Source organism: Embleya sp. NPDC055664, assembly GCF_053618075.1.
The window spans coordinates 9,098-35,272 of the sequence record NZ_JBSHGZ010000048.1; the positions used below are offsets into that span (position 1 = coordinate 9,098).

Consider the following 26,175-nt stretch of genomic DNA (forward strand, 5'->3'; position numbering starts at 1 on the left):
GCCCCCCCGCGGTGGGGGGGCCCCGCGCTGGCTTGCTCTCGGCGGGGGGGGGGGGGGGGGGGGGGGGGGGGGGCCCGGCCGGGGGGGGGGGGGGGGGGGGGGGGGGGGGGGGCCCCGGGCGGGGGGGGGGGGCGGGCCCCCCCGCTTCCGCATATACGCTCTACCGACGTGGCTCGCATTGTGATCGTCGGCGCAGGTATCGGTGGATTGGCGGTGGCCGCTCGGCTGGCCACGCTTCGGCACGAGGTGACGATCTGCGAACGATCGTCCTCGACCGGCGGCGCCTCCGGGTCGATCGTCCGCGACGGCTTCACCTTCACCACCGGCCCCGGGCTGCTCACGCTGCCGGCCGTCTACCGCGACCTGTTCCTCAAGACCGGCGCGGCGATCGAGGACGTGGTGGACCTGGTCCCGCTCGCCTCCCCCACCCGCGAGTCGTTCGCCGCCGCGACCGGGGCGCGTACCGTCGTCGACCTCCCCAACGCCTCCCGGTCCGGGACCCACGACGCGTTCGAGGCGGGCTTCGGGGCGGGCGCGGGCGACGACTGGCAGCGGCTGCTGCACCGGGCCGGCGAGATGTGGGGGGTCACCCGGAAGAGCTTCATCGAAGCACCGCTGCTGGCCGACCCGGCCCGGCGGGCCGAACGGCTGCGCAGTGCCGGGAGCGGGCGGGCCGACCTGCGCGTGACCGCCCCGTGGCGCTCGTTGCGCTCGCTCGGCCGGGCCACGCTGAGCGATCCCCGGCTGCGCGCCCACCTGGAGCGCTTCGCCGCCGAGGCGGGCTGCCATCCGGGCAAGGCGTCCGCGATGCTGGCCACGCTGCCCTACCTGGAGGAGACCTTCGGGGTGTGGTGGGTGCGCGGCGGCCTGCACCGGATGACCGAGGCTCTGCACGCGCGCTGCCTGCAGCGGAAGGTGAAGGTGCGCACCGACACCGAGGTCGTCGCGATCGAACGCGAGGGCGACCGGGTCGGCGGGGTGCGCCTGGCCGACGGCGGGCACCTGGCCGCCGACATCGTGATCACCGACCTGCCCACCGACCCGCACGCGGCCGGGCTGCTGTCCGGCCCCGGGGCCGCCGGGGCGCGGCGGGTGCCGGCCGCCTCCGCGACGCTCGAACTGCATCTCGCGCTGCGCGGGCACACCCCCGGGACGCCGCACCGCACCTATCTGTTCGCGGACGATCCGGGCCGGGAGCCCGACGCGCTGTTCGCCCGACGCCCCGCGCCGCCGAGCGATCCGACGGTGTGCGTCCTCGCCCCCGACGACCCGACGCTGGCCCCCGAGGGGCACAGCGCGTGGACGGTACAGCTGCGCGTGCCGCCACACGGCGTCGTGGACTGGGCCTCGGCCGCCGTCCGGGACGCCTACCCCGCGACCCTGCTCGACCTGATGGCCCGGCGCGGCCTCGACGTGCGCGACCGGGTCCTGTGGTCCGAGTTGCGCACCCCGGCCGACGTGGCGGCGGCCACCGGTGCCCCGGGCGGCGCGGTACCGGGCGCGGGCGCCGACGGGCCGCGCAGCGCGCCGCGCCGGGTGCCGAACCGGTCGGCCGTACCGGGTCTGTTCTCGGTCGGCGCGAGTGCCCATCCGGGTGGCGGGCTGCCCCGGGTCGGCATGTCGGCGGCGCTGGTGGCGGAGCTGATCGGGCGCGCGTAGGGCGTGGCTCGCGGTGTCCGGCCGGGTTCAGCGGGCCTTGGCCCGGCGGCCCTTCGGGCGGCGACCGCTGACCGTCCAGCCGTGGTGGTACGCCTTGCGCACATAGCGGGTGGTCAGGAACTGGCCGACCGCGAAGCAGAACGCGCCGATGCCGACCACCACCGGGTTCTTGATGCCGACGCCGGCGGCCACGCCGACGAAGCCGACGAAGGCCAGCACGCGGTAGCGGAACGGGGCACCGTGTTGCCACAACACCTCGGTCAGCAGCCACAGTCCGATCGGCACGAACAGGATGTAGAGCACCACCAGGCCGAACTGCACGGTCGATCCCTCCGTCACCGGTGCGTGGCCTCACCCTAGCGCGTGTCTTCGAACCCCCCCGAGCTCCACGACGCCCGGCACCGCACCTCGCCGCCCCGGAGAAACAGGCGAATGGAACCACTGTGCACCTACTTCTCCGGCACGCCGATGCACGGCATCCGCCCTTCGGGCTCCTCGCCGCGCTCACGCCGCGCAGCCCGACGGGAGATTGAAGACACGCGCTGGAGGGTGAACCGGCCGTCGGGACGAAAGCGGGTCAGCCGACTTCGGTCGAGCCGGCTCCCCGCGCCGCGCCCGCTCCCTCGTCCAGCCCGAGGTTCTGGTAGATCTCGGTGGTCGCGGTCGACCGGTTCAAGGTGATGAAGTGCAGGCCCGGCGCGCCCTCGGCGAGCAGCCGCTCGGACATCCGGGTGGCGTATTCCACCCCGATCGTGCGCACCGCCGCCCGGTCGTCGCCGGCCGCCTCGACCGCCGCCGACAGGTCGGCCGGCACCGAGCAGCCGCTCAGCTCGCCGGCCCGCACCAGCGTGGTCGGGCTGGTCACCGGCATCACCTCGGGGATGATCGGGATGTCGCACCCGGCCGCCGCGACCCGGTCGCGCAGGCGCAGGTAGTCCTCGACGTCGAAGAACATCTGGGTGATCGCGTAGTCGGCGCCCGCGCGGCACTTGGCCACGAAGTGCCGGATGTCCTCGTCCCAGTTGTTCGAACGCGGGTGCATCTCCGGGAACGCGGCGATGCCCACGCAGAAGTCGCCGGACGCGCGCAGCAGCTCGACCAGCTCGACGGCGTAGGTGAAGCCGTCGGGGTGGGCGATCCACTCGCCCTTCGGGTCGCCCGGCGGGTCGCCGCGCAGCGCAAGCACGTTGCGCACGCCCGCGTTGGCGTACTGCCCGATGATGTTGCGCAGCTCGGCGCGCGAGTGGCCGACCGCGGTGAGGTGCCCCACGGGGGTGAGCGTGGTCTCGGTGGCGATGCGCTCGGTCGTGTCGACGGTCAGGCCCCGGCTGGAGCCGCCCGCGCCGTAGGTGACCGAGACGAAGGTCGGCGCCAGTGCCTCGACGCGGCGGATGGCCTCCCACAGGGTGCGGGTGCCCGCCTCCGTGCGTGGGGGCATGAACTCGAAGGAGAAGGACCGGGTGCCGTCCGCGAGGAGATCGCGAATGGCCGGAGTTCGACTGATTCGGGTGGCTGCCGCACCGAGAGACATGCAGGCAGGTTATCGGGCGTTCCGCGCGGCGAGGTAGACCTTCCACTCCGCGAGACGACCGGGCGAGTCGGGCTCGGTGGCGGGCGACCAGGGAACTCGCACCCGGCGCAAGTTAGGCTGCCCCGTATTTCCTGTTCGTTTCCCCGCCTTCGACGGAAGACTCCATGGCTGCCGAATCCTTCCCCGTACACCCCCTGGACCGGGGCGGCCTCCGGCAGCGGATCAATGCCGCGCTGGGCGAGTTCATGGACCGACAGGCGCGGGTGCTCGCCGACGTGGGCGAGGGCATGGTCCCGGTCACCGCGGCGCTGAACGACTTCGTGCTCGACGGCGGCAAGCGGCTGCGCCCGGGCTTTTGCTACTGGGGGTGGCGCGGGATCGCCGGTCCGGGACAGGCGGACGAGGCCATCGTGCGAGCGGCCACCGCGCTGGAGCTGCTCCAGGCCAGCGCGCTGATCCACGACGACCTGATGGACAGCAGCGACACCCGGCGCGGCAAGCCGGCCGTGCACCGCCGGTTCGAGGGGCTGCACGGGGAGAGCGGCTGGACGGGCTCGGGCGAGTCGTTCGGCTCGGCGGCGGCGATCCTGCTCGGCGACCTGTGCCTGTCCTGGTGCGACGAGATGTTCGGCGCCAGCGGGGTGGACGACCGGGCGCTGCGCGCGGCCAAGCCGCTGTTCGACGTGATGCGCACCGAGGTGATGGCGGGCCAGTATCTCGACGTGCTGGAGCAGGCGATGGGCGGCGGCTCGGTCGAGCGGTCACGACGGGTGATGCGGTTCAAGTCCGCCAAGTACACGATCGAGCGCCCCCTGCACGTGGGGGCCGCCCTGGCCGGCGCCGACCCGGCCGCCCTCGCCGCCTACTCCGCCTACGGGCTGCCCCTCGGTGAGGCCTTCCAGCTGCGCGACGACGTGCTCGGTGTCTTCGGCGACCCCGAGCGGACCGGCAAGCCCGCCGGGGACGACCTGCGCGAGGGCAAGCGGACCGTGCTGCTCGCGCTGGCCGGCGAGCGGGCCGACGCCGCCCAGGGCGAGGTGCTCACCGCGCTGGTCGGCGATCCGGCGCTGAGCGACACCGGGGTCAAGGAACTGCGCGCGGTGATCGAGGACACCGGCGCGCTCGCCGACGTCGAGACGATGATCACCGATCTGACCGCGCGGGCCCTGACCGCCCTGGCCGGCGCGCCGATCGCCGAGGACGCGCGCGAAGTGCTGCGCGAGCTGGTCGACGCCGCCACGGTGCGCAGCGTCTAGCGCGTGTCTTCAAGCCCCCGTCGGGCTCCGCGCGTCCGGTGCCGTGCATCGGCGTGCCGGAGAAGCAGGTGCATAGTGGTTCTATTCGCCTGTTTCTCCGGGGCGGCGAGGTGCGGTGCCGGGCGTCGTGGTGCTCGGCGGGGGCTTGAAGACACGCGCTGGGAGCGGGCGGGCGTGGGTGTCCGGGCCGAGCGCGAACGGTGTGCCGAGGGTCGCGGGTCGGTGGTGTTCGGGCTCGGCGATGCGTCCCCGGTGCAGGTGTGCGGGGTGCTCGTCCCCGTCCTCGGACAGCGCCTGCGGCGGATTGCGGCCGACCAGGTAGATCCCGCCGATCACGGCGGCGAGGACGAGCAGCGGGAACAGCAGCGCGCCCCCGTTGTCCGGTGTCGCGCTCGGGCGCGGCGCCGGCGTCCCGGGGGCGCCGACCGCGAGCCGAGGGCTCGGGATCCGGGTTCGGCCGGGCATCGTCGTGGGTGTCGCGGGGTGCGGCAGGTCGTGGGCGCGGGCATCCTCTGCGGACCCCGGACGGAAGGAGACGTCGGGTGTGTCCATCTCGGCAGTCTGGACGCCGGATCGATCCGACTCGGCCGGAATGCGCCATCCGCGAGCCCAACCACCCGATCGGCGCACACCGCGTCGCGGGTCAGGGCAGGACGGCCGCGAAGCTCGCGTAGTGGTCGTCGCTGTAGAAGCGCTCGGTGTTCTTGCCGGTGACGATCCGCCGTGCGCCGCGATCGGCGGACCCGGGGGTGCGGACCGTGTACTCGCGGTAGTAGCCGTCGGGTCTGCCGGGGAGCAGCTTCTCCCGGTTGCCGAAGACGATGCCGTCGCGGGAGTACGGGAACGGGCCGCCGGCCGCGATCAGGGCCAGCGTCTCGCGGGCCTCGGCGGGCAGGTCGCCGGCGGCGACGGTACGCATCCGGGCGGGCACCCAGGTGGGGCGCGCGGACGCGGTGTCGCCGCGGCGCGACACCGACGCGGTGCCGACGGACGTGCCGGCCGCGGTGGACGCCGCCGGCGTCCGGGTCGCCCCGCCGGAACGCGACCCGTCGCCGCCGTCGTCGCCGTCGCCGCGCGTGAGCGCGACGACCAACGCGAGTGCCGCGACGAGCGCGAGCACCGTGACGACGATCAGATTGCGCCGCTGGGCACCGGACATGTCCCGCATCGTGCCGGCCCACCCATCGCACCGAGCCGATCGCGCGGCCGTACGCGCCGAACGACACCCGAACCGCGTACACCGCTGCTCGGGTGCGGTCGGTCGGCCCGGGGTCAGCCCGAGGTCAGCCGTTCGACGAACCGGGCCGTCGCCTCGGCCGGGTCCGCTGCCTCGGTGATCGCCCGGACCACCACCACCCGGGTCGCCCCGGCGGCCAGCACCTGGTCGAGGTTGGTCAGGTCGATGCCGCCGATCGCGAACCACGGCCGGGTCGGGCGCAGCGCGGCGGTGTACCGCACCAGGTCCAGACCCGGCGCGGGGCGGCCCGGCTTGGTCGGGGTCGGCCACACCGGTCCGGTGCAGAAGTAGTCCACCCCCGGCTCCACGAGCGCCGCGTCCACCTCGGCCTCGGCGTGCGTGGAGCGCCCGATCAGCACGTCGCCGCCGATGATCGCCCGGGCCGCGGGGACCGGCAGGTCGTCCTGTCCCAGGTGCAGCACGTCGGGGGCGATCGTATGCGCGACGTCGGCCCGGTCGTTGACCGCGAGCAGCTTCCCGTGTCGGTGGCAGGCGTCCCGGAACACCTCCAGGTATTCCAGCTCCGGTCGGGCCTCCAGGCCCTTCTGCCGCAACTGCACGATGTCCACGCCCGCGCCGAGCACCGCGTCCAGGAACGCGGGCAGGTCGCCTTGCCGCTCCCGCGCGTCGGTGCACAGGTACAGGCGCGCGTCGGCCAACCGTTCCTGACGGCTCGTCATCGGCCCGGCCTCAGATCGCCAGCGCCTGGGCGCGTCGCCGCACCTCGGTCATCCGGTTCTCCTGCAGCGCCTGTACCGGCGTGCCCGGCAGCGTGTCGTCGGCGGTGAACAGCCACTCCAGCGCCTCCTCGTCGGAGAAGTTCGAGTCGGCGAGCAGAGTCAGCGTGCCGACGAGGCCCTTGACGATGTTGCCGTCCTGGAAGAAGTCGGCGGGCACCTGCAGCGCCCGGTGCTCGCCGCGGCGCACCGCAAGGAACTTGCGCTCCTTGAGCTGCTGCCGGACCTTGAGGATGTCCACACCGAGGATCTCGGCGATCTCGGGGAGGGTCACCCAGGCGGGGACGAGGGCTTCGATTTTCGGGTCGATCTCGCTCATCCGGCCAAGTCTAGGTTCCGTGGCCGGTCCCGCTTGCCGGCGCCGGTCACCGGACCGTCGACTTGAGCGGGTTCTCCGGGTCGGCGAAGCGTTCCCGGTCCACCGGGGTGGCCAGCTGCACGAGTTTGCGGCCCTGGGCGAGGTCGCGCGGGCGGGCCACCGCGAGCAGCGCCACGAGCCGGTCGCCGGCGAACCAGCCCGCGGACCACTTGCCGTCCTCGCCGGCGTCGCGGAACACCAGTTCGTCGCCTTCGCCGTGCCGGCCGACGTACTGCACCATGCGGCCGAACTGGTCGGACCAGAAGTACGGGACCGGGTCGTAGGCCTGTTCGCCGCCGAGCAGGTTGGTCACGAGCACGCGCGGCGCCTGGAGTGCGTTGTCCCAGTGCTCGACATGCATCCGGGTGCCGTAGCGGGCGGACGGGAACTCGACGCAGTCGCCGACCGCGTGGACCCCGGGCATCGAGGTGGCCAGGTACTCGTCCACCTCGACGAAGCCCCGCGCGGTGCGGGCGACGGCGGATCCCGCCAGCCAGTCGGTGGCCGGGCGCACACCGATGCCGACCACGATCGCGTCGGCGCGCAGCCGGCGGCCGTCGGTCAGGTGTACCGCGCCCGGCTCCAGGCGATCCACCCGCGCGCCGAGCAGCAGTTCCACGCCGGCCTCGGCGTACCAGGGCACGAAGCGCTCGCCGATCGCGTCGGGGAAGGGCCCGGCGAGCGGGGCGTGCAGCGCCTCGACCACGGTGGTCGGGCAGCCGGCGGCTGCCGCGGCGGTGGCCACCTCGGCACCGATCCAGCCCGCGCCGACGATCACCACGTGCGCGCCGGGCACAAGCGCGGCGCGCAGCGCGCGGGCGTCGTCGATGGTGCGCAGCACATGCACGCCGGGCACCTCGGCGGCGCCGGGCAGGTGCAGCACGCGCGATCCGGTGGCGATCACCAGGCGCTCGTAGGCGATCGGTCCCGCGTCGGTGTCCACCGCGCCCTCGCGCAGCCCCGTGGCGGTGCGGCCGAACAGCACCTCGGTGTCGAGCGCGGCCCAGTCCGCCTCGAAGGAGGTGTCGTCGGTCTTGCCGGCCAGGACCTCCTTCGACAGCGGCGGGCGGTCGTACGGCGCGTGCGCCTCGGCGCCGAGCAGGGTGACGCGCCCGGCGTACCCCTGTTCCCGCAGCGCCACCACGGTTTGCAGGCCGGCCATGCCGGCACCCACGACGAGCACGTTGTCCATGCGGGGCAGCCTATGACGCGCGCCCGGGTCGCCGACGAGCAGGGTCTTGACTCAGTCAAGGAGATCGGTGGGCGCCGCTCGGGCGCCCCGGATGGCGCCCGGGACGTGTCGTAGTGTGGAGAGGTCACGGGAGCCCGGTGAGACCGGGCTGAGAGGGGGGCTGCGAGCCCCCGACCGTCCGAACCTGATCCGGGTCATACCGGCGAAGGGAGTTCTGCTCATCATGTCCAACACCGGCACGGCCGGCCCCCCGGGCGTCGACGTCGTGGTCGTCGGCGCGGGCGTCGTCGGACTGTCGATCGCCTGGCGCGCCCGCACCCGGCACGGCCTCGCGGTCACCGTGGTCGACCCCGCCCCCGGCACCGGCGCCTCGCACGCCGCGGCGGGCATGCTCACGCCCGTCTCCGAACTCCAGTACGGCGAGGAGAGCCTGCTCCGGCTGAGCATCGAATCCGCCCGGCGCTACCCGGAGTTCGCCGCCGAGCTGGCCGACGCCGCGGGACTGCCCTCGGGTTACCGCGCGTGCGGCACGATCGCGGTCGCGCTGGACGCGGACGATCGGGCGGTGCTCAAGGACCTGCACGCCTACCAGGAACGCCTCGGCCTGCGCTCGGATTGGCTGACCAGCCGCGAGTGCCGCCGCCTCGAACCCATGTTGTCCCCGGCGATCACCGGCGGCCTGCACGTCGAGGACGACCACCAGATCGACAACCGCGCCCTGGTCGCGGCGCTGCTCGCGGCCTGCGCGCGGGCGGGCGTGACGATCGTGCGCGAGGGCGTCGAGCGGGTCCTGGTCGCCGACGAGCGCGCGTACGGTGTGCGGCTGCGCGACGGGCGGGCGCTGACCGCCGATCAGGTGCTGCTCGCCGCCGGGTGCCGCTCGGCGCGGATCCCGGGCCTGCCGCCCGAGGTGGTGCCCCCGGTGCGTCCGGTCAAGGGCGAGATCCTGCGGCTGGCCGTGCCGCCGGCGCTGCGCCCGCTGCTGTCCCGCAACATCCGGGGCGTGGTCAAGGGCGGCAGCATGTACCTGGTCCCGCGCGTGGACGGCGAACTGGTGATCGGCGCCACCGAACACGACCTCGGGTTCGACACCGAGGTCACCGCGGGCGGGGTCTACGAACTGCTCCGCGACGCGCACGAACTCGTCCCCGGCGTGACCGAGTTGCCGCTGGTCGAGACGCTCGCGGGGCTGCGTCCGGGCAGCCCGGACAACGCGCCGATCCTGGGCCGCTCCGCGCTGGCCGGTCTGGTGGTGGCCACCGGCCACTACCGACACGGCATCCTGCTCACCCCGATCACCGCCGACACCGTGGCCGACGTGCTCGCGCACGGCACCACACCCGACCTCATCGCGCCCTTCGGGCCCGACCGTTTCACGACGAGCGCCGCCCGGAAGGTGATGGCATGACCGACATCGACGACATCGGGAACATCGAGGTCTCCGTCAACGGCGACCGGCGCGATGTGGCGACCGGCACCACCGTGGCCGACCTGGTGGCCACGCTGACCACCGCCGCCAAGGGTGTGGCGGTCGCGGTCGACGAGGCCGTGGTGCCGCGCGGCGCGTGGGCCGAGACCGTGCTCGACGCGGGCAGCCGCGTCGAGGTACTGACCGCCGTGCAGGGAGGGTGACCACGATGGCCGACGACACGCTGGTGATCGGTGGGGAGTCCTTCACGTCGCGATTGATCACCGGAACGGGTGGTGCGCCGAGCCTGGAGGTGCTGGAGCAGGCACTGATCGCGTCCGGCACCGAGATCACCACGGTGGCGATGCGCCGGGTGGACCCGGGGACGGCGGGCTCGGTGCTCGACGTGCTGCGCCGCCTCGGCATCCGGGTGTTGCCGAACACCGCCGGGTGCTTCACCTCGGGCGAGGCGGTGCTCACCGCGCGGCTGGCCCGGGAGGCGCTGGAGACCGACTGGGTCAAGCTCGAAGTCGTGGCCGACGAGCGCACGTTGTTGCCGGACGGGGTCGAGCTGGTGGACGCCGCCGAGCGGCTGGTCGACGACGGCTTCCGGGTGCTCGCGTACACCAACGACGACCCGGTGCTCGCACGCCGGCTCGAACAGGTGGGCTGTGTCGCGGTGATGCCGCTGGGTTCGCCGATCGGCTCGGGTCTGGGCATCCGCAATCCGCACAACATCCGACTGATCACCGAGCAGGCCGGCGTCCCGGTGGTGCTCGACGCGGGTCTGGGCACCGCCTCCGACGCGGCGCTCGCGATGGAGCTGGGCTGCGACGCGGTGATGCTGGCGACCGCGGTCACCCGGGCGCAGTCGCCGCTGCTGATGGCCGAGGCGATGCGGCACGCGGTGGAGGCGGGCCGACTCGCGTACCGCGCCGGGCGCATCCCGATGCGTCACCACGCGCACGCGTCGTCACCCATGGCCGGCATGCTGGACGCGAGCCCCGAACATCCCGCCTTCTGAGCCGTACCGGCCCCGTGCGCCGCGTCGGCCCGGCGACGGGGGAACCATGGGGAAGACCGTCGGCGTCCACGAGGCAGTGGACCCTACACTCCTGAACATGGACACGACCTTGAATGATCCGCTCGTCGGGCGGCTGCTCGACGGTCGATACCGGGTCGATGCCCGAGTTGCCGCAGGTGGCATGGCCACGGTGTACCGGGCGCTCGACACTCGGCTCGATCGCGTCGTCGCCCTCAAGGTGATGCACGCCGGGCTCGCCCAGGACCCCGAGTCCACCCGCCGCTTCATCCTGGAGGCGAAGGCCGCCGCCCGGCTGTCGCACCCCAACGTGGTCAACGTCTTCGACCAGGGCACCGACGGCACCGTCGCCTACCTCGCGATGGAATACGTCGAGGGCCGCACGCTGCGCGAACTGCTGCAGGACCTGGGCAACATGACCCCGCGCGAGGCGTTCGGGGTGCTGGAGCCGATGCTCGCCGCGCTCTCCGCCGCACACCGGGCGGGCTTCGTGCACCGCGACGTCAAGCCGGAGAACGTACTGATCTCCGACGACGGCGGGATCAAGCTCGGCGACTTCGGGCTGGCCCGCGCGACCACCACGACCGCGACCGCGGCGACCGGCAAGGTCCTGGTCGGCACGGTCGCCTACCTCGCGCCCGAGCAGGTCGAACGCGGCGAGTCCACCCCGCGCTCCGACGTGTATGCGGCGGGCGTGGTGCTCTACGAGATGCTGACCGGCCGTCAGCCGCACCACGGCGCGACCGCGGTCGAGGTCATCTACAAGCACGTGCACGCCGACGTGCCGCCGCCCTCGCACGCGGTGCCGGGCCTGTCCACCACGCTGGACACGCTGGTGCGCACGGCCACCGTGCGCGACCCGGAGCAGCGGCCGAGCGACGCCGAGGAGCTGCTCGGTCTGGTCCGCCGGACCCGGCACGCGATGCCCGACGCGGAGTTGGACTTCGGCGCGGCGCTGCGCCTGCCGCCGCCGCCCGAGCCGATCAACGACAACGCCACCAGCGTGTTCCGGGCGGGCGAGGTGATGCTGCCGCCGCATCTGGCGCCGCTCGGGTTGAGCGTCGACTCGATGGACGACGAGCAGGCGCGCTACGGCGGGGGCTACGAGGAGCCCTACTCCGAGGAGCAGCAGGTCTACGCGCCGGCCGCCCCGGGGGTGCCGGCCCAGGCCGCCGGCGGCGGGTATCCCCACCAGCCGGCGCTGCCCGGCCGACGGCGCCGGCGCGGGCCGTCGCGGGGCATGCTCGTGCTGGCGGTCGTGCTGCTCGTGGCGGCCGCGATCGGCGGCGGCGCGTGGTGGTACGGCTCGGGCCGCTACGCCGACGTGCCCGGGGTGTTGAACATGACCCAGGCCGACGCGGAGAAGCGCATCAAGAACGCCGGCCTCAAGGTGCAGTACGTCGGCGACGGGGAGTTCAACGAGATCGTCGCCAAGGGCTCGGTGATCTCCACCGACCCGGCCCCCGGCAAGAACGTGACGAGCGGATCGACCGTCAAGGTCACGCTGTCCAAGGGCCCGGAGCGGCACGTGGTGCCGGCGCTGGCGAACCTGAAGCTGGAGGACGCGAAGAAGGCACTCGCCGACGCCGCGCTCAAGTCGGGCACCGAGACCAAGGTGGCCAGTCCCAAGCCGCCGGGCACGGTGGTGGGCAGCACGCCGGCCGCCGGCGAGCAGTTGCAGCGGGACAGCGTGGTCGCCCTGACCGTCAGCCGGGGCCCGGACACCTTGGTGCCGGACCTGACCGGACTGAGCCTGGACGAGGCCAAGGCCCGGTTCCAGCCCACGACCGGGGTCACCGTCGAGGCGGACCCGACTCCGCAGTTCTCGGACACCGTGCCGCAGGGCCGGATCATGTCGTTCGTGCCGGGCGTCAACACCAACGTGCAGTACGGGACGAAGATCGTGGTGGTGTTGTCCAAGGGTCCGGACCTGGTCCAGGTGCCGCCGGTGACGGGGATGAACCCGGACGACGCGGGCCGCGCGCTCCAGGCCGCGGGGTTGCGGGTCAACAACCGGATGATCCCGCTGATCCCCGCCAACGTGGGCAAGCAGGACCCGGCGGCCGGCTCGATGGTCAAGCGCAACAGCGAGGTCTTCATCTCGAACTTCTAGGCGCGCTCCGCTCCGCCGGCCCTTCGGGCCCGGCGGGGCGACCCGTACGAAGGCCCCGCTCCGACTCGCGTCGGGCGGGGCCTTCGTACGTGCTCGGGGGTCCGGGCGGGTGGGCTCAGGTCAGCGCGGGGCCCTGGCCGGTCTCCTCCTGGTAGGAGTAGCGCTGCTCCTGCCACGGGTCACCGATGTTGTGGTAGCCCCGCTCCTCCCAGAAGCCGCGCTTGTCGGCGACCATGTACTCGATCCCGCGCACCCACTTGGGACCCTTCCAGGCGTACAGGTGCGGCACGATCAGCCGGACCGGGAAGCCGTGCTCGGCGGTCAGCGGCTCGCCGTTGTGGTGGGTGGCCAGGATCGTCTGGTCGCTCGCGAAGTCGAACATGCGCAGGTTCGAGCTGAACCCGTACTCCGCCCACACCATCGCGTGGGTGACCTCCGGCGCGGGCGGGGCGATCTCCATCAGCTTGGCTATGGTCAGCCCGGTCCACTCGTTGCCCAGCATGCTGAACTTGGTCACACAGTGGAAGTCGGCGACCACGGTCTCGTGCGGCAGCGCGGAGAACTCGTCGTGGTTCCAGCAGTGCTTCTCCCCCGAGGCGGTCGCGCCGAAGACGCGGAAGTCCCAGATCTCGGGCTTGAACCGCGGGACGGGTCCGTAGTGCAGAACGGGCCAGCCGCGCTGGATCCGCTGGCCCGGCGGAAGTCGCGGATCGCGATCCGGAGCCTCGGTCCCACCTTGTGCCGCTTCCGTATGCCCCATACCTCACATGGTCCCAGACGCCCCGACCGACTCTCGACCGCCCCTGCCGGCGCGGAAGCCGCGGACCGACCCGTTTTCCGGCGCCGCCCGGGACGGGCGGGCAGGCGGCGCGCGGCGGGACATGTTCGACATTGGAAGGCAAGGCTGCCCTTCGTGGCGGAAGTGCTACCAAAAGTGACAGGATTCGGAGGAACTCCTGCCCCACGTGTGCCCGGGGTTCCCCCACGTCTCCCATGTTCACAGCCCGTCCCACACCGGAAGGTGCGTCGCGATGCACAGTGACCCGCAGATCATCGAGCTCCTGAACGAACAGCTCACGGCGGAACTCACCGCGATCAACCAGTACTTCCTGCACGCGAAGATGCAGGAGCACCGGGGCTACATCAAGCTCGCGGCCTGGACCCGCCACGAGTCGATCGACGAGATGAAGCACGCCGAACGACTCACCGATCGCATCCTGATGCTGGAGGGCCTGCCGAACTACCAGCGCCTGAACGCGCTGCGGATCGGCCAGAACCTGGAGGAGATGTTCCGCGCCGACCTGGCGGTGGAGATGGAGGCCGTGGAGCGGCTGCGGCGCGGGATCCCGCTGATGCGCGAGAAGGGCGACGTGACGTCGGCCAACATCTTCGAGGAGATCCTGGCCGACGAGGAAGAGCACGTCGACTACCTGGAGACGCAGCTCGGCCTGCTCTCCGAGGTGGGCGAGCAGCTCTACATCGCGGGCCTGCTCAAGCAGCCGAACGAGAGCTGACCGGGAGCCGCCGAGCGCCGAGCGCGAGCCGACCGGGCCCCGGTCGCAAGCGCACGACCGATCGGGGCTTGTGTCACCGATCACCCGGTATTCCCCCCGGCGAGCCCTGAGGTTACCCTTACCTAAGTAACCTCGCCGCTGGGGGGAAATCTCCGTGTACGTCTGCATGTGCTTCGGTGTCACCGACCGTCAGGTCAACGACCGGATAGCCGACGGCGCCCGCACCATGCGCGAAATCGCCCAGTCCTGCGGCGGCGCGGGCACCGACTGCGGCCGGTGCGTCAAGAGCATCACCGCGATGTTGCCCCGCGACGAGTCCCGACGCCGGCGGCGCGAGCTGTGCGGCGAGGCGGACACCTGCGCGACCGCGTGCGAGAGCACCACCCCGACCGTCGAGCCCGTCGCGCTGCCGATGCCGACCGTCGTCGCCGCCGCCGCCGCGACCCTGCCCGACAACGTGGTCCCGCTGCGCCGGCACTCCGCCGCCTGATCAGCCCTTCGCCGCCTGCGCGATCGCCGTCGCGGCGCGCGCACAACCGGCCGCGTCCACGTCCATGTGCGTGACCAGGCGCACCAGCCTCGGCCCGAACGCCGACACCAGCACCCCCTCCGCCCGGCAGCGCTCGGCGATCGTGGCCGCGTCCGGCTGCCGCTCCCCCAGCTCGACCAGCACGATGTTGGTCTCCGGGTCGGCCACCGCGAAGCCCGCGTCGCGCAGCAGCACGGCCAGCTCCCGCGCATGCTCGTGGTCCTCGGCCAGCCGCTCGACGTGGTGCTCCAGGGCATACCGGCCGCCCGCCGCGAGGATGCCCGCCTGGCGCATGCCGCCGCCCATCCGGTGCCGCATCCGCCGCGCGTCTGCCTCGTACTCCGCGGGCATCATCAGCACCGACCCCGCCGGCGCCCCGAGCCCCTTGGACAGACACACGCTGAGCGAGTCGAACAGCGCCCCGTAGGCGCGCAGCGGGGTGCCGCTGGCCACGTGTGCGTTCCAGATCCGCGCGCCGTCGCAGTGCAGCGGCAGGTCGAATCCGCTCACCAGCTCGCGAATCGCGGTCAGCTGCTCCAGCGGGTACACCGAGCCGCCGCCCCGGTTGTGCGTCTGCTCGACCGCGACCAGGTCGGTGCCGACCGTGTACGGGTTGCCGACCCGGATCAACCGGGCCAGGTCGGCCGGATCGAGCAGGCCGCGCGGGCTGAGCGTGGTCCGGGTCTGGACGCCGCCCTGCGCCGACGCCGCGCCGTCCTCGTGCGCGACGATGTGCGCGTCGGCGTCCAGGACCAGCTCGCCGCCCGCCGGGACGGCCAGCCGCACGGCCAGCTGGTTGGCCATCACGCCGGTCGGCGTGAACAGCGCGAACGGCTGCCCGAACAGGTCGGCGACGTACTCCTCCAAGGCCCGGACGGTCGGGTCCTCGGCATAGACGTCGTCGCCCACCTCGGCGGCGGCCATCGCCGCGCGCATCGCGGGGCCGGGCTTGGTGACGGTATCGCTGCGCAGGTCGGTGAAGGTCATGGCGGCAGCATTACAGACGCCGTCGAGGGCGGATCCTCCGGTCGGAGGGTCCGCCCTCGGGGCGCGTGGGTCGGGCCGGATCAGCTCTTGCGGTACATCTCCGCGACCAGGAAGGCCAGGTCGAGCGACTGGCTGCGGTTCAGCCGCGGGTCGCACGCGGTCTCGTAGCGCTGGTGCAGGTCGTCGACGAAGATCTCGTCGCCGCCGCCCACGCACTCCGTGACGTCGTCACCGGTCAGCTCGACGTGGATGCCGCCCGGGTGTGTGCCGAGCGCGCGGTGCACCTCGAAGAAGCCCTTGACCTCGTCGAGGACGTCGTCGAAGCGACGGGTCTTGTGCCCGCTGGACGCCTCGAACGTGTTGCCGTGCATCGGGTCGGACACCCACACCGGCTGCGCGCCGGCCGCGGCCACCTTCTCCACCAGGGCCGGGAGGTTGTCCCGGACCTTGCCCGCGCCCATGCGGACGATGAAGGTCAGCCGGCCCGGGTCGCGGTTCGGGTCGAGCTTGTCGATCAGCGCGAGCGCGTCCTCGGGAGAGGTGGTCGGGCCGAGCTTGACGCCGATCGGGTTGCGGATCCGGGAGGCGAACTCGATGTGCGCGCCGTCGAGCTGCCGGGTGCGCTCGCCGATCCACACCATGTGGCCGGACACGTCGTACAGGTCGCCGGTGCGCGAGTCGACCCGGGTGAGCGCGTCCTCGTAGTCCAGGATCAGCGCCTCGTGGCTGGCGTAGAACTCCACGGTGCGGAATTCCTCGGGGTCGGTCCCGCACGCGTGCATGAAGCGCATCGCGCCGTCGATCTCGGCCGCGAGCCGCTCGTAGCGCTCGCCGGAGGGCGAGAGCGCGACGAAGTCCTGGTTCCAGGCGTGCACCTGGCGCAGGTCGGCGTAGCCGCCCGTGGTGAACGCGCGCACCAGGTTCAGCGTCGCCGAGGACGAGTGGTACATGCGCTTGAGCCGCTCGGGATCCGGCATGCGCGCGGCCTCGGTGAAGGCCAGCTCGTTGACCGCGTCGCCCCGGTAGGACGGCAGGGTCACCCCGTCGCGGGTCTCGGTGCCACTGGAGCGCGGCTTGGAGTACTGCCCGGCCATCCGGCCGACCTTGACCACCGGCACCGAGGCCGCGTAGGTCAGCACGACGGCCATCTGCAGCAGCGTCTTGAGCTTGTTCTTGATCGCGTCGGCGGTGTTGCCGACGAAGGTCTCGGCGCAGTCGCCGCCCTGGAGCAGGAACGCTTCGCCCTTGGCCACCGACGCGAGCCGACCACGAAGCTGGTCGCACTCGCCGGCGAAGACGAGCGGCGGATAGGAACGGAGGTCCGCGAGGGCGGAGCCCAGGGCCTCGTTGTCCGGCCACTCGGGCTGTTGCGCCGCCGGGAGGGTTCGCCAGGATTCGATGTCGTTCAGGGTCACCGCTCAAGACTAAGCGGAGTGGCAACCCGATTGAGGCCGGCGCCCGGAGAGCGAGACGCGGAACATCGGGCGCGGGTGCGCCGGGCGCCCGGCGCACCCCCCGGGAAACGGCGAAGGCCGCCGAAAGCGGTGACCCCGCGCGCACGCGCTAGGATCCGTGGCGTGATCGCGATCAGCTTCCATCGACACTCCTGGTGGCCCGTCCCTGCGGCGGCCCACTGACTTCGCGATCACCCCACGATCCGACGGCCGCCCGGCAGGGCGGCCCTTTGTTTGTCCCGGACCCGGCGGCGCACCCGCCCGGACCGGACGGACAACCGGCGGATCGCCCGGTCGGGAGGGCGTCTCTCTCGACCGAGGAGCACCCATGCGCACCGCCGACGCCCTGTCCCCGCTGTTCTCCGCCGCCCCGCCGCCGTTCGCGCTGATCCGGCGCGAGAACTCGTCCGTGGTCGAACTCCTGACCGGCGAGATCATCGACGCGCCCGGCCTCGACGCGCTGCCGCTGCCGGCCGCCGGCGACGGGCCCGGGCACGAACTGCTCGCCCTGGTGCCGTATGGGCAGATCCGCGAGCGCGGGTTCGAGTACCGCGAGGACGGCACACCGCTGCGCTGCCTGCGGGTCACCGAGCAGCACGAGCTGCCCCTGGCCGAGGTGCTGGCCGCGCTGCCGCGGGTGCCGGTCGCGCTGCGCGGCGGCGGCTTCGACGTGGACGACGAGAGCTACGCCGTGATCGTCAAGCGGGTGATCGAGGAGGAGATCGGCCGGGGCGAGGGCGCCAACTTCGTCATCCGGCGCGACTACCGCGACCACATCGAGGACTACACGCCGGCCTCGGCCGGCACCCTGCTGCACCGGCTGCTGACCCGGGAGAGCGGCGCGTACTGGACCTACCTGATCCACACCGGCGAGCTGACCCTGGTCGGCGCCAGTCCCGAGCGGCACGTCAGCTCGATCGGCGGCGAGGTGGTGATGAATCCGATCAGCGGAACCTATCGGCATCCCGCCGAGGGGCCCTCGCGCGAGGGGCTGCTGGCCTTCCTGCGCGATCCGAAGGAGATCGACGAGCTGTTCATGGTCGTCGACGAGGAACTGAAGATGATGAGCGAGGTGTGCGACCTCGGCGGCGCGGTGGAGGGCCCCTTCCTCAAGCCGATGGGCCACCTCACGCACACCGAATACCTGCTGCGCGGGGTGACCTCGCACGACGTGGGCACCGTGCTGCGCGGCACCATGTTCGCGCCGACGGTGACCGGCAGCCCGCTGGAGAACGCGTGCCGGGTGATCCGTCGGCACGAGCCGACCGGGCGCGGCTACTACTCGGGCGTACTCGCGCTGATCGGGCGCGACGGGGAGGGGCGACGCACGCTGGACGCGCCGATCCTGATCCGGACCGCGTACATCACCCCCGACGGCGGCCTGCGGGTGCCCGCGGGCGCAACCCTGGTCCGGCACTCCACCCCCGAGAACGAGGTGGCCGAGACGCACGCGAAGGCGGCGGGGGTGCTGGCTGCGCTCGGCGTGGTGCCGGCCGCCGGGGTCGCCGGGAACACGGCGCTCGCGGCCGATCCCGAGGTGCACGCGGTCCTGGCGGAGCGCAATGCCGCGCTCTCCCCGTTCTGGCTGCGGCCGCGGGACGGGCACGCGCTGCGCGCGCCGGAGCTGGCGGGGCGGCACGTCCTGGTGGTGGACGGCGAGGACACGTTCACCGCGATGCTCGCGCACGTGTTGCGCACGCTGGGCCTGCAGGTCGAGGTCAGGTCGCACGACGACGTCACCTCACGGCGGGTGCGCAGCGCCGACCTGGTGGTGCTCGGCCCCGGACCGGGCGACCCCCGGGACACCGCGCACCGCAAGATCCGACTGATGGGCGCGCTGTTGCGGACCCGGCTCGACGCGAGCGCCCCGCTGCTCGCGGTCTGCCTGGGACACCAGTTGCTCGCCCACGAGTTGGGCCTGGAACTGATCCGCGAGCAGCGGCCGTACCAGGGCAAGCAGGAGACCATCGACCTGTTCGGCCGGCCGGAACGGGTCGGCTTCTACAACGCGTTCACCGCGCTGCGGCCGACCGCCGGGGTGCCCAACGTGGAGTTCGCCGCGGACCCGTTCAGTGGCCGGGTGCACGCGCTGCGGTCGAGCCGGATGCGGCTGGCGGGAGTGCAGTTCCATCCCGAGTCGGTACTCACCCACAACGGCCTGGCCATCGTGCGGGAGCTGCTCGCCGGGTTGTGAGCGGCGCGGGGGCACCGCGGGTGGGCGCCGCGGGTGGGCGCCGGCGGCGGGCGCGGGCCGGGTGGGCACCCGGTCCGCGCCGGGTGGCGCGCGGTCGGGCGCCGGGTCGCCTGCGGGGAGCGCGGATCCGGCCGGGGAGCCTGCGGTGTCGCACCGGCGTGCGACGATAATCGCGTTGCTCGCCGCGATACGACGGAGGATGCTCGACCCCGTTCGTTGACCGATTCCCAGTGGAGGGGGTTCCCGTGGGCTCCGATTGTCCGCCGCACGACCCCGTCGACTGGAGCGGTCGCAAGCGTTGTCGCAAGTGTGGAGTCACCTTCGGCGGACCGCGCCCGCTGCCCCCCTCGCCACCGGACGCAGATGGCTGATTCGCCGCCCCCGCCGCCGAACTTCCATACGGCGCCGCGCACTCCGTGGGACGCACTGCCCACCGACGCGCGCGCCGCGGTCGAACGGTGTGCGGGGCGCGTGCTGGGGGTCGCCACGGTGTGGGCCGGATTCAACTGCGAGTTCGCCGCCACGGTGACCACCGAACGATCACGCTTCTTCGTCAAGGGGGTTCCGCGCAATCATCCGGCCGCCTTGCAGCAGCGGGTCGAGGTCCGGGTCGCACCGCACGTGCACACCGTCGCGCCCCGGCTGCGCTGGGAGGTGCGGTTGGACGACTGGGTGTTGCTCGGCTTCGACCACATCACCGGCCGGCACGCCGACTTCGCGCCGGGCACCGCCGATCTGCCGCTGGTCGCCGACGCGCTGCGCCGGCTCGGCCGGGTCGCCGTACGGAACCTGCCACTGCCGCGGATCGAGGAGCGCTGGCGTTCGCTGTTGACCCACCGTCAACTCGAACTGCTGCGTGGGGAAAGCCTGTTGCACACCGATCTGCATCCGCACAACGTGCTGATCGGTGACCGGGGGCCGCGCGCGTACCTGGTCGACTGGGCGCAACCGGCCCGCGGCCCGGCCTGGATCGAGGTCACCATGGTCGCCGGCCGGCTGATGGACGAGGGGCACACCGCCGAACAGGCGGCCTCCTGGGCGGACCGCTTCGCGTGCTGGCGCACCGTCTCGCGGGAGGCGATGGAGACCTTCGTGTTCGCCGCCACCAACCAGTGCTCGCGCGGTATCGGCGCCGCCGACGCCGCCCCCTGGAACGCCCGCCTGACCGCCCTGGCCGAGGCCCGCGCCGCCCGGACCCACCGCCGCGCCTGCCCCGCCCGCCCCGTCGGTTCGCGCCGCCGCTCGACACTGGACTGATCCCCGCCCCGCCGGCGCACCGCCCATCGGCGAGGCCGCCCGCCGGGCTGCCCGAATATCCCCTGGGGCCCACGGTGTACCGCCCGGTAGGCTCCGGCCGTTCGCACATTCGGTCGAACAGGCTCCTTCCTACGACGGGTACCCCGCATGCGTCTGCGTCGCTGTCTCGCCTCGACGGCGTTCCTCGTGCTGCTCGGGTCGCCGCCGGCCGTCGCCGCGCCGGTACCCACCGCTCCGGCGGCGGAGGTGCCGGCGGCCGACGGGCAGGTCGAGTTGACCGGGGTGCCGGACCGGATCCGGCCGGCCGTTCCCGTCGAGGTCACCGCGAGGATGCGCAACGCCGGTCCGACCCCGCTGCTCCTGGAGCCCGAGGTGTCGATCGGCGGGGACCGGGGGATCGCCCCGGAGCAGGTGCGCCTGGAAGTCCTCGACCCGGTCGGCGGCACCTGGGTGCTCAGGCCCCTGGGCACGCTCGGCTCGGCGTCGCTGCCGTTCCCCGGCGCGGGCGCGGGCACCGAGACCTCGGGTCGGCTCGCGCCCGGCGCGAGCGTCGAGTTCCGACTGCGATTCACGATCGCGGCGAACGTTCCGACGCAGTTCGTCCAGGTCTCCATGAGTGGACGAAGCCACTCCCCGAGCGCCGGCGACGAGCCGCGCTTCACCGGAGGCTTCGCGTTCGACGCCGCGCTGCTCGGGCCGGACGGCAGTGCGCCCACGCGCCCACCGTCCCCGGACGAGACCCGCTCGCCGTCCGTGCCGAACGCGGGCCCGGATCGGTCCGGTGGTATCGCGAAGACGTTCCCCACGGCGCGGCGCGGGGACGGGCCGACGTTCAACCTCGTCGGTGTGCCCGGTCGGCTCCAGGCCGGCGGCGGCGCGGCCGAGTTCAACGTCACCTTCACCAACGACACCGGCCGGATCATCCCCGGCGTGCGTCCGGAAGTGGTTTTCACCACCGGCCAGTCCCCGATCACCCCGCGGCAGTTGGTGGTCGAGGTGTACGACTCCTACGACCGGGGCTGGAGTCCGGTGTCGCTCCAGGTGCTCACCGACCCCGCCAACGGCCGCGACGCGCACCTCGCCGGGGCGCTGACGCCCAAGCCGTGGGACGGTCAACGGCAGTTGCCGCCGGGCGAGTTCGCGACCATCTCGCTCCGCGTGTCGATCCCGGCCGGCTCGCCGGTGGCGGGCGGCGACCTCGCCGTACTGGCCGGCGGCGCGGCCCCCAACGGGGTGGGCCCCGACCTCTCCTCGCGCAGCGACTACCAGGTGCTCCACGTGCCCAACCCCGGCGGGCCCACGCGCGCGCCCACGCTGCGGCCCGAACTGCCGCCGACCGCCCCGGACTCGGCTGCCGGGCAGCGCCGGGAGGACCACGACGACACGTTCACCTTCGCCACCGTCGCGATCTGGGTCGCCCTCGCGGTCCTCGGCGCCACCATCGTGTACTTCGCCCGCAAGAACCGCCGGCAGGGCGCCGGGACCCCGCTCGGACCCGACGCCTGACGCCCGACTCCGGCGCGCCGGCACGGCCTCAGCCGAACAGCACCTTCGCCTCTTCGTACAGCGCCGGCGGCACGGTCTTCAACTCGCGCGTGGCCGCCTCCAACGGCACGGTCACCACGTCGGTCCCGCGCAGCGCGACCATCCTGCCCCATTCGCCCGCGTTGACCGCGTCGATCGCGTGGAACCCGAACCGGGTGGCCAGCCAGCGGTCGAACGCGGTGGGTGTGCCGCCGCGTTGCACGTGGCCCAGCACGGTGGTGCGCGCCTCGTGACCGGTGCGCTTCTCGATCTCCGAGGCCAGCCAGTCGCCGATCCCGGACAGCTTGACGTGGCCGAACGCGTCCAGCGTCTGGTCCTTGGTCACCATCTGACCGGCCAGCGGGATGGCGCCCTCGGCGACCACGATGATCGGCGCGTAGTTGGTCCGGAACCGGCTGTCCACCCAGGCGCAGACCTCCTCGACGTCGAAGTTCTGCTCGGGGATCAGAATCACGTTGGCGCCGCCGGCCATGCCGGAGTGGATCGCGATCCAGCCCGCGTGCCGGCCCATCACCTCGACGATCAGCACCCGGCGGTGCGATTCGGCGGTGGTGTGCAGGCGGTCGATCGCCTCGGTGGCGATGTTGACCGCGGTGTCGAAGCCGAACGTGTAGTCGGTCGCGTTCAGGTCGTTGTCGATGGTCTTGGGCACACCGACGACCTTGACGTCGTGCTCGTGCAGCCGAGTCGCCACGCCGAGGGTGTCCTCGCCGCCGATCGCCACGAGCGCGTCCACCTCGAACTTGCCCAGGTTCTCCCGGATCCGCTCGATGCCGCGATCGACCTTGATCGGGTTGGTCCGGGACGAGCCGAGGATGGTTCCGCCGCGCGGCAGGATCCCGCGTACCGCCTTGATGTCGAGCGGCATCGTGTCGCCTTCGAGCGGACCGCGCCAGCCGTCCCGAAAGCCGATGAATTCGTACCCGTAGTCCTGGACACCCTTGCGGACGACCGCCCGGATCACCGCGTTGAGACCCGGGCAGTCGCCGCCGCCGGTCAGTACTCCGACACGCATCGAAATCTCCGATTTCTTCCGTCCGGCACGATTCGCGGCCCACGCTACCGGTGCGAGAAGCCACCTCGACTCTTCCCACCACCCGTTCGAGGTACCCGATTTGATCGTGTCGGCTTGATCGCGCCGAACAAGGCGCTAGTCGTCCAGGCCCTTCTCGATGGCGTAGCGGACCAGTTCGACCCGGTTGTGCAGTTGCAGCTTGTTCAAGGTGTTCTGGACGTGGTTCTGCACCGTGCGGTGGGACAGGAACAGGCGCTCCGCGATCTGCTTGTACGACAGCCCCTTGGCGACCATGCGCAACACCTCGGTCTCCCGGTCGGTCAGCCGCGGCGCGGTCGGGCCGCCCGCCGCGTCCCGGCGCGGCGGATCGGTGGCCATCCGGCGGAACTCGCCGAGCACCAGGCCGGCCAACCCGGGGGTGAACACCGGGTCGCCGACGGCGGTCCGGCGCACCGCGTCGACCAGTTCCTCGCGGCTCGCGGACTTGACCAGGTATCCGGTCGCGCCGGCCTTGACCGCCTCCAGGACATCCTCCTGCTCACCGCTGGCGGACAACACCAGGATGCGCACCGCGCGGTCGTGGCGGACCAGTTCGCGGGCCACCTCGACCCCCGGCAGCTTGGGCAGGTTCAGGTCCAGGATCACCACGTTCGGCGAGGTGGCCCGGGCCCGGCGGACCGCCTCGGGGCCGTCCCCGGCGGTGGCGACCACGTCGTAGCCCGCCGCCGCGAGGTCGCGCGCCACCGCCTCGCGCCACATCGGGTGGTCGTCCACGACCAGGACGCGCAGTGCGGCGGCCGGCGCCTCGTCGGTCGGTGTGTCCGTGTTCGTGTCGTTCATCCGCTCCCCTGCCTCGGCACCCGGAACTCCAGTTCGGTGCCTTCTCCCGTCACCGACGACCACACCACGGTGCCGCCGAGATCGCGCACCCGGCCCTCGATCGACTGGGCCACGCCCAATCGCCCCTGGGCCCGGGCCGCCTCGAGTCGCCCCGGTTCGATGCCCGGGCCGTCGTCCCGGACGCTGACCACGATCTCGTCCGGCTCGTCCTCCAGCAGGATCCACGCCTGCGCCCGCTCACCCGCGTGCCGGCGCACGTTGTCCAGGGCCGCGGCGACCGCCGCGGCCACCTCGCGCGCCGCGGGCGTGGGCAGCAGCACGGGCGTGCCGGGCGAGGACACGGTCACCCGCGCCCCGGCGAAGCCGCCGAGCAGCACCCGCAGGTCCTGCCGGGCCGGGTCGCCGTCGGCGCCGGAGCCGGGCAGGTCGGCCGATTCGACCCGGGCGGGTGTCGCCGAGATCAACTGCCGCAGCGCCACCTCCTGCTCGCCGGCCAACCGGCCGAGCCCCGCCGCCTCGCCGCCGAGCTCGGCGCCCCGGCGCTGTACCAGGGCGAGCACCTGGAGCACGCTGTCGTGGATGTCCCGCGCCAATCGTTCGCGTTCGCGGGTGGCGGCCTCCAGTTGCAGCGCGCGGGTCAGCGCCTTCTCGCTCACCCGGGCGATCTCGACGACGTAGCCGACCGCGCCGCCCGCGAGCAGCAACAGCACGATGTTGTGCTGGTTGTCGGCGGTGAGCGCGCCGCGTTCGAGGGTGTCGGCGGCGCCTATCGTCAGCGCCGCCACCGAGCCCGTCTTCCAGCCGCCCTTGATCGCGCACGCCAGCACCGGCGCCGAGGCCCACACCGTGGGCAGCGTCATGGTGCCCTGGGCGACCCGCTCGGGATCGTCCAGCCAGCGGGTGGAGAGCAGGCATCCGGCCGCGACGCAGAGGTCGACGATCAACCAGGGCGGCTCGCGGAACCTGGGGTCGCGGAAGCCGTACGCGGTCACCGCCGTCCACACCACGAGCAGGGCCATGACGGCCCACCCGCCGACCGGGTGTTCGTACTCGTCCGCGACCTGGGCGTAGCGCGCGATCGCGTAGACGAGGGCGAGCGTGCGATAGACCGTCAGAGCCCGCCACAACGACTGTTCGACCCCCATCCGAACCCCCCAGAGGTGCCGGGCGGACCCGGTCAGCCGGCGGGTCGGCCAAAGCCGCCCGAGTCGTCGTTCGCCCCGGACGTGGCGCCGGGGTCGGCGGCCCGGTCCGTGCCCTTCCCGGTGTCCTGCCCCGAAGCCTGCTCGACGCCTTGCCCGGCGCCTTGTTCCGCGCCTTGTTCCGCGGCCTTCTCGGCGGCCTTGGCCGCCGCCGCCTGCTTGCGCGCCTCGTCGATGCGCTTCTTGGCGTCGGCCGCGTACATGTCGACGTACTCCTGGCCGGACAACTCCATCAGCGCGTAGATGATCTCGTCGGTGATCGCGCGCAGGATGAAGCGGTCGTCCTCCATGCCCTCGTAGCGAGAGAAGTCCAGCGGCTCGCCGATCCGGATGCCCACCCGCATGATCTTCGGCACGATCTTGCCGGGCGGCTGGATCTTCTCGGTGTCGATCATCGCGACCGGGATCACCGGCGCGCCCGACTCCAGCGCCAGCCGGGCGATCCCGGTCTTGCCCCGGTACAGCCGGCCGTCCGGCGAGCGGGTGCCCTCCGGGTAGATGCCGAACAGGTGGTCCTCGCGCAGCACCTTGAGCCCGGCGTTCAGCGCGGCCTCGCTCGCCCGGCCGCCGCTGCGGTCCACGGGCAGCTGGCCCACTCCCTTGAAGAACGCGGCGGTGAGCCGGCCCTTGACCCCTCGGCCGGTGAAGTAGTCCGACTTGGCCAGGAAGGTGATCCGGCGCGGGACGACCACCGGTAGGAAGAACGAGTCCGAGAACGAGAGGTGGTTGCTCGCCAAAATGGCCGGGCCCCGGTCCGGGATGTGCTCCTGACCCTCCACCCAGGGGCGGAAGAAGAGCCTCAATACGGGGCCGACGATCATTTTCATCAGCCGGTAGAACAACCCTGACCTCCTCCTGGGAACAGGACGAACCCTAGAGCATCGCTCCCCGCCGGGACCGGGGTACGGGAGTTGTCGCCGTGGCCCGAGCCCGGGCCGCGGCGAGCCGTCCGGGCCGGCGCCAAGCCGCTGTACGCATCGCGCACGCCCGTGGGACGATTCGAGAGCGCCCAGGTGTTGGGGGTAAGGGGCGGAACCACTCGCCTCCCGACCCCGTTATGGAACCTGTACCGCCGTCGGCCGGCGGTCGCCACCCCACGTGGCGC

The 26,175-nt window shown here is 72.8% G+C and carries 25 protein-coding genes and 1 riboswitch; of the genes, 11 read left to right on the top strand and 14 right to left on the bottom strand.

Going from position 1 to position 26,175, the window contains the following annotated elements:
* Window positions 1-168: 168 nt before the first annotated feature.
* On the top strand, window positions 169-1,659 hold the full coding sequence (locus ACWGR4_RS43295; RefSeq protein WP_452133714.1) for a phytoene desaturase family protein: 1,491 nt from the start codon (window positions 169-171) through the stop codon (window positions 1,657-1,659).
* Between the two features lie 27 nt (window positions 1,660-1,686).
* On the opposite strand, the gene ACWGR4_RS43300 is transcribed toward ACWGR4_RS43295, so the two are convergent.
* Window positions 1,687-1,980, bottom strand: a complete 294-nt coding sequence (locus tag ACWGR4_RS43300; RefSeq protein ID WP_126638312.1) for a hypothetical protein — start codon at window positions 1,978-1,980, stop codon at window positions 1,687-1,689.
* Between the two features lie 256 nt (window positions 1,981-2,236).
* Window positions 2,237-3,190, bottom strand: a complete 954-nt coding sequence (gene metF / locus ACWGR4_RS43305; RefSeq protein WP_380012686.1) for a methylenetetrahydrofolate reductase [NAD(P)H] — start codon at window positions 3,188-3,190, stop codon at window positions 2,237-2,239.
* Between the two features lie 164 nt (window positions 3,191-3,354).
* On the opposite strand from metF, the gene ACWGR4_RS43310 reads away from it, so the two are divergent.
* Complete coding sequence (locus ACWGR4_RS43310; protein WP_452133715.1) at window positions 3,355-4,446, top strand: polyprenyl synthetase family protein; 1,092 nt, start codon at window positions 3,355-3,357, stop codon at window positions 4,444-4,446.
* An 81-nt stretch (window positions 4,447-4,527) separates the two neighbouring features.
* On the opposite strand, the gene ACWGR4_RS43315 is transcribed toward ACWGR4_RS43310, so the two are convergent.
* The 5 genes from ACWGR4_RS43315 to ACWGR4_RS43335 all read right to left on the bottom strand — a co-directional run bounded on the left by ACWGR4_RS43315 (window position 4,528) and on the right by ACWGR4_RS43335 (window position 7,970).
* The gene (locus tag ACWGR4_RS43315; protein WP_452133716.1) at window positions 4,528-4,998 is read right to left on the bottom strand and encodes a hypothetical protein; all 471 of its coding nucleotides are present in this window, start codon (window positions 4,996-4,998) and stop codon (window positions 4,528-4,530) included.
* A 91-nt stretch (window positions 4,999-5,089) separates the two neighbouring features.
* Window positions 5,090-5,605: a ribonuclease domain-containing protein gene (locus ACWGR4_RS43320; RefSeq protein ID WP_452133717.1), complete on the bottom strand. Its 516-nt coding sequence runs from the start codon at window positions 5,603-5,605 to the stop codon at window positions 5,090-5,092.
* Between the two features lie 113 nt (window positions 5,606-5,718).
* Complete coding sequence (gene thiE / locus ACWGR4_RS43325) at window positions 5,719-6,363, bottom strand: thiamine phosphate synthase (protein WP_452133718.1); 645 nt, start codon at window positions 6,361-6,363, stop codon at window positions 5,719-5,721.
* 10 nt (window positions 6,364-6,373) lie between these two features.
* A complete protein-coding gene (locus ACWGR4_RS43330; protein ID WP_380012671.1) occupies window positions 6,374-6,739 on the bottom strand; it encodes an Rv2175c family DNA-binding protein in 366 nt (121 codons plus the stop codon).
* A 46-nt stretch (window positions 6,740-6,785) separates the two neighbouring features.
* Window positions 6,786-7,970 (bottom strand): NAD(P)/FAD-dependent oxidoreductase, encoded by a 1,185-nt coding sequence (locus ACWGR4_RS43335; RefSeq protein ID WP_452133719.1) that lies wholly within the window; start codon window positions 7,968-7,970, stop codon window positions 6,786-6,788.
* A 116-nt stretch (window positions 7,971-8,086) separates the two neighbouring features.
* Window positions 8,087-8,198, top strand: a riboswitch (TPP riboswitch).
* On the opposite strand from ACWGR4_RS43335, the gene thiO reads away from it, so the two are divergent.
* The 4 genes from thiO to pknB all read left to right on the top strand — a co-directional run bounded on the left by thiO (window position 8,194) and on the right by pknB (window position 12,533).
* Window positions 8,194-9,378, top strand: coding sequence for a glycine oxidase ThiO (thiO, locus tag ACWGR4_RS43340; protein ID WP_380012665.1), 1,185 nt, complete (start codon window positions 8,194-8,196; stop codon window positions 9,376-9,378). It overlaps the preceding riboswitch by 5 nt.
* Window positions 9,375-9,602, top strand: a complete 228-nt coding sequence (gene thiS / locus ACWGR4_RS43345) for a sulfur carrier protein ThiS (protein WP_380012662.1) — start codon at window positions 9,375-9,377, stop codon at window positions 9,600-9,602. Before thiO ends, thiS begins: the two co-directional genes overlap by 4 nt.
* Window positions 9,603-9,607: 5 nt before the next feature.
* Window positions 9,608-10,402, top strand: coding sequence for a thiazole synthase (locus ACWGR4_RS43350; protein ID WP_380012659.1), 795 nt, complete (start codon window positions 9,608-9,610; stop codon window positions 10,400-10,402).
* Between the two features lie 97 nt (window positions 10,403-10,499).
* Window positions 10,500-12,533, top strand: a complete 2,034-nt coding sequence (pknB, locus tag ACWGR4_RS43355; protein WP_452133720.1) for a Stk1 family PASTA domain-containing Ser/Thr kinase — start codon at window positions 10,500-10,502, stop codon at window positions 12,531-12,533.
* A gap of 115 nt (window positions 12,534-12,648) precedes the next feature.
* Here the strand turns inward: pknB and ACWGR4_RS43360 are convergent, their stop codons facing one another.
* Window positions 12,649-13,293: a sulfite oxidase-like oxidoreductase gene (locus ACWGR4_RS43360; RefSeq protein WP_380012653.1), complete on the bottom strand. Its 645-nt coding sequence runs from the start codon at window positions 13,291-13,293 to the stop codon at window positions 12,649-12,651.
* A 271-nt stretch (window positions 13,294-13,564) separates the two neighbouring features.
* Here ACWGR4_RS43360 and bfr point away from each other — a divergent pair, with 271 nt between their 5' ends.
* Window positions 13,565-14,047, top strand: coding sequence for a bacterioferritin (gene bfr / locus ACWGR4_RS43365; protein WP_126638323.1), 483 nt, complete (start codon window positions 13,565-13,567; stop codon window positions 14,045-14,047).
* Window positions 14,048-14,201: 154 nt separating this feature from the next.
* Complete coding sequence (locus ACWGR4_RS43370; RefSeq protein WP_452130622.1) at window positions 14,202-14,537, top strand: (2Fe-2S)-binding protein; 336 nt, start codon at window positions 14,202-14,204, stop codon at window positions 14,535-14,537.
* Here the strand turns inward: ACWGR4_RS43370 and ACWGR4_RS43375 are convergent, their stop codons facing one another.
* Entirely contained in the window at window positions 14,538-15,563 is a 1,026-nt protein-coding gene (locus tag ACWGR4_RS43375) for a threonine aldolase family protein (RefSeq protein WP_452130623.1), read from the bottom strand.
* Between the two features lie 80 nt (window positions 15,564-15,643).
* Window positions 15,644-16,978: a class II 3-deoxy-7-phosphoheptulonate synthase gene (locus ACWGR4_RS43380; protein WP_078977563.1), complete on the bottom strand. Its 1,335-nt coding sequence runs from the start codon at window positions 16,976-16,978 to the stop codon at window positions 15,644-15,646.
* Between the two features lie 367 nt (window positions 16,979-17,345).
* On the opposite strand from ACWGR4_RS43380, the gene ACWGR4_RS43385 reads away from it, so the two are divergent.
* The 3 genes from ACWGR4_RS43385 to ACWGR4_RS43395 all read left to right on the top strand — a co-directional run bounded on the left by ACWGR4_RS43385 (window position 17,346) and on the right by ACWGR4_RS43395 (window position 21,974).
* Window positions 17,346-19,211: an anthranilate synthase family protein gene (locus ACWGR4_RS43385; RefSeq protein WP_380012643.1), complete on the top strand. Its 1,866-nt coding sequence runs from the start codon at window positions 17,346-17,348 to the stop codon at window positions 19,209-19,211.
* 363 nt (window positions 19,212-19,574) lie between these two features.
* On the top strand, window positions 19,575-20,468 hold the full coding sequence (locus ACWGR4_RS43390; protein WP_380012640.1) for a phosphotransferase family protein: 894 nt from the start codon (window positions 19,575-19,577) through the stop codon (window positions 20,466-20,468).
* Window positions 20,469-20,615: 147 nt separating this feature from the next.
* Window positions 20,616-21,974: a hypothetical protein gene (locus tag ACWGR4_RS43395; RefSeq protein WP_380012637.1), complete on the top strand. Its 1,359-nt coding sequence runs from the start codon at window positions 20,616-20,618 to the stop codon at window positions 21,972-21,974.
* A gap of 28 nt (window positions 21,975-22,002) precedes the next feature.
* Here ACWGR4_RS43395 and ACWGR4_RS43400 read toward each other — a convergent pair whose 3' ends face one another.
* The 4 genes from ACWGR4_RS43400 to ACWGR4_RS43415 form a co-directional block, all read right to left on the bottom strand.
* A complete protein-coding gene (locus tag ACWGR4_RS43400) occupies window positions 22,003-23,028 on the bottom strand; it encodes a 6-phosphofructokinase (RefSeq protein ID WP_078977559.1) in 1,026 nt (341 codons plus the stop codon).
* 135 nt (window positions 23,029-23,163) lie between these two features.
* Window positions 23,164-23,868 carry a response regulator gene (locus ACWGR4_RS43405; RefSeq protein ID WP_380012634.1) on the bottom strand — a complete coding sequence of 235 codons (705 nt, stop codon included), beginning with the start codon at window positions 23,866-23,868 and terminating at the stop codon, window positions 23,164-23,166.
* The gene (gene macS, locus ACWGR4_RS43410) at window positions 23,865-25,013 is read right to left on the bottom strand and encodes a MacS family sensor histidine kinase (RefSeq protein ID WP_452130624.1); all 1,149 of its coding nucleotides are present in this window, start codon (window positions 25,011-25,013) and stop codon (window positions 23,865-23,867) included. Before macS ends, ACWGR4_RS43405 begins: the two co-directional genes overlap by 4 nt.
* 32 nt (window positions 25,014-25,045) lie before the next feature.
* Complete coding sequence (locus ACWGR4_RS43415; protein ID WP_452130625.1) at window positions 25,046-25,912, bottom strand: lysophospholipid acyltransferase family protein; 867 nt, start codon at window positions 25,910-25,912, stop codon at window positions 25,046-25,048.
* Window positions 25,913-26,175 lie beyond the last annotated feature (263 nt).

Bases quoted from the DNA above. Each gene is read 5' to 3' on its own strand.
- thiS (WP_380012662.1), top strand. From the start codon at position 9,375: ATGACCGACATCGACGACATCGGGAACATCGAGGTCTCCGTCAACGGC.
- ACWGR4_RS43315 (WP_452133716.1), bottom strand. From the start codon at position 4,998: ATGGACACACCCGACGTCTCCTTCCGTCCGGGGTCCGCAGAGGATGCC.
- metF (WP_380012686.1), bottom strand. From the start codon at position 3,190: ATGTCTCTCGGTGCGGCAGCCACCCGAATCAGTCGAACTCCGGCCATT.
- ACWGR4_RS43400 (WP_078977559.1), bottom strand. From the start codon at position 23,028: ATGCGTGTCGGAGTACTGACCGGCGGCGGCGACTGCCCGGGTCTCAAC.
- pknB (WP_452133720.1), top strand. From the start codon at position 10,500: ATGGACACGACCTTGAATGATCCGCTCGTCGGGCGGCTGCTCGACGGT.
- ACWGR4_RS43320 (WP_452133717.1), bottom strand. From the start codon at position 5,605: ATGTCCGGTGCCCAGCGGCGCAATCTGATCGTCGTCACGGTGCTCGCG.
- macS (WP_452130624.1), bottom strand. From the start codon at position 25,013: ATGGGGGTCGAACAGTCGTTGTGGCGGGCTCTGACGGTCTATCGCACG.
- ACWGR4_RS43390 (WP_380012640.1), top strand. From the start codon at position 19,575: ATGGCTGATTCGCCGCCCCCGCCGCCGAACTTCCATACGGCGCCGCGC.
- ACWGR4_RS43310 (WP_452133715.1), top strand. From the start codon at position 3,355: ATGGCTGCCGAATCCTTCCCCGTACACCCCCTGGACCGGGGCGGCCTC.
- ACWGR4_RS43335 (WP_452133719.1), bottom strand. From the start codon at position 7,970: ATGGACAACGTGCTCGTCGTGGGTGCCGGCATGGCCGGCCTGCAAACC.
- bfr (WP_126638323.1), top strand. From the start codon at position 13,565: ATGCACAGTGACCCGCAGATCATCGAGCTCCTGAACGAACAGCTCACG.
- ACWGR4_RS43405 (WP_380012634.1), bottom strand. From the start codon at position 23,868: ATGAACGACACGAACACGGACACACCGACCGACGAGGCGCCGGCCGCC.
- ACWGR4_RS43395 (WP_380012637.1), top strand. From the start codon at position 20,616: ATGCGTCTGCGTCGCTGTCTCGCCTCGACGGCGTTCCTCGTGCTGCTC.
- thiO (WP_380012665.1), top strand. From the start codon at position 8,194: ATGTCCAACACCGGCACGGCCGGCCCCCCGGGCGTCGACGTCGTGGTC.
- ACWGR4_RS43375 (WP_452130623.1), bottom strand. From the start codon at position 15,563: ATGACCTTCACCGACCTGCGCAGCGATACCGTCACCAAGCCCGGCCCC.
- ACWGR4_RS43360 (WP_380012653.1), bottom strand. From the start codon at position 13,293: ATGGGGCATACGGAAGCGGCACAAGGTGGGACCGAGGCTCCGGATCGC.
- ACWGR4_RS43350 (WP_380012659.1), top strand. From the start codon at position 9,608: ATGGCCGACGACACGCTGGTGATCGGTGGGGAGTCCTTCACGTCGCGA.
- thiE (WP_452133718.1), bottom strand. From the start codon at position 6,363: ATGACGAGCCGTCAGGAACGGTTGGCCGACGCGCGCCTGTACCTGTGC.
- ACWGR4_RS43330 (WP_380012671.1), bottom strand. From the start codon at position 6,739: ATGAGCGAGATCGACCCGAAAATCGAAGCCCTCGTCCCCGCCTGGGTG.
- ACWGR4_RS43385 (WP_380012643.1), top strand. From the start codon at position 17,346: ATGCGCACCGCCGACGCCCTGTCCCCGCTGTTCTCCGCCGCCCCGCCG.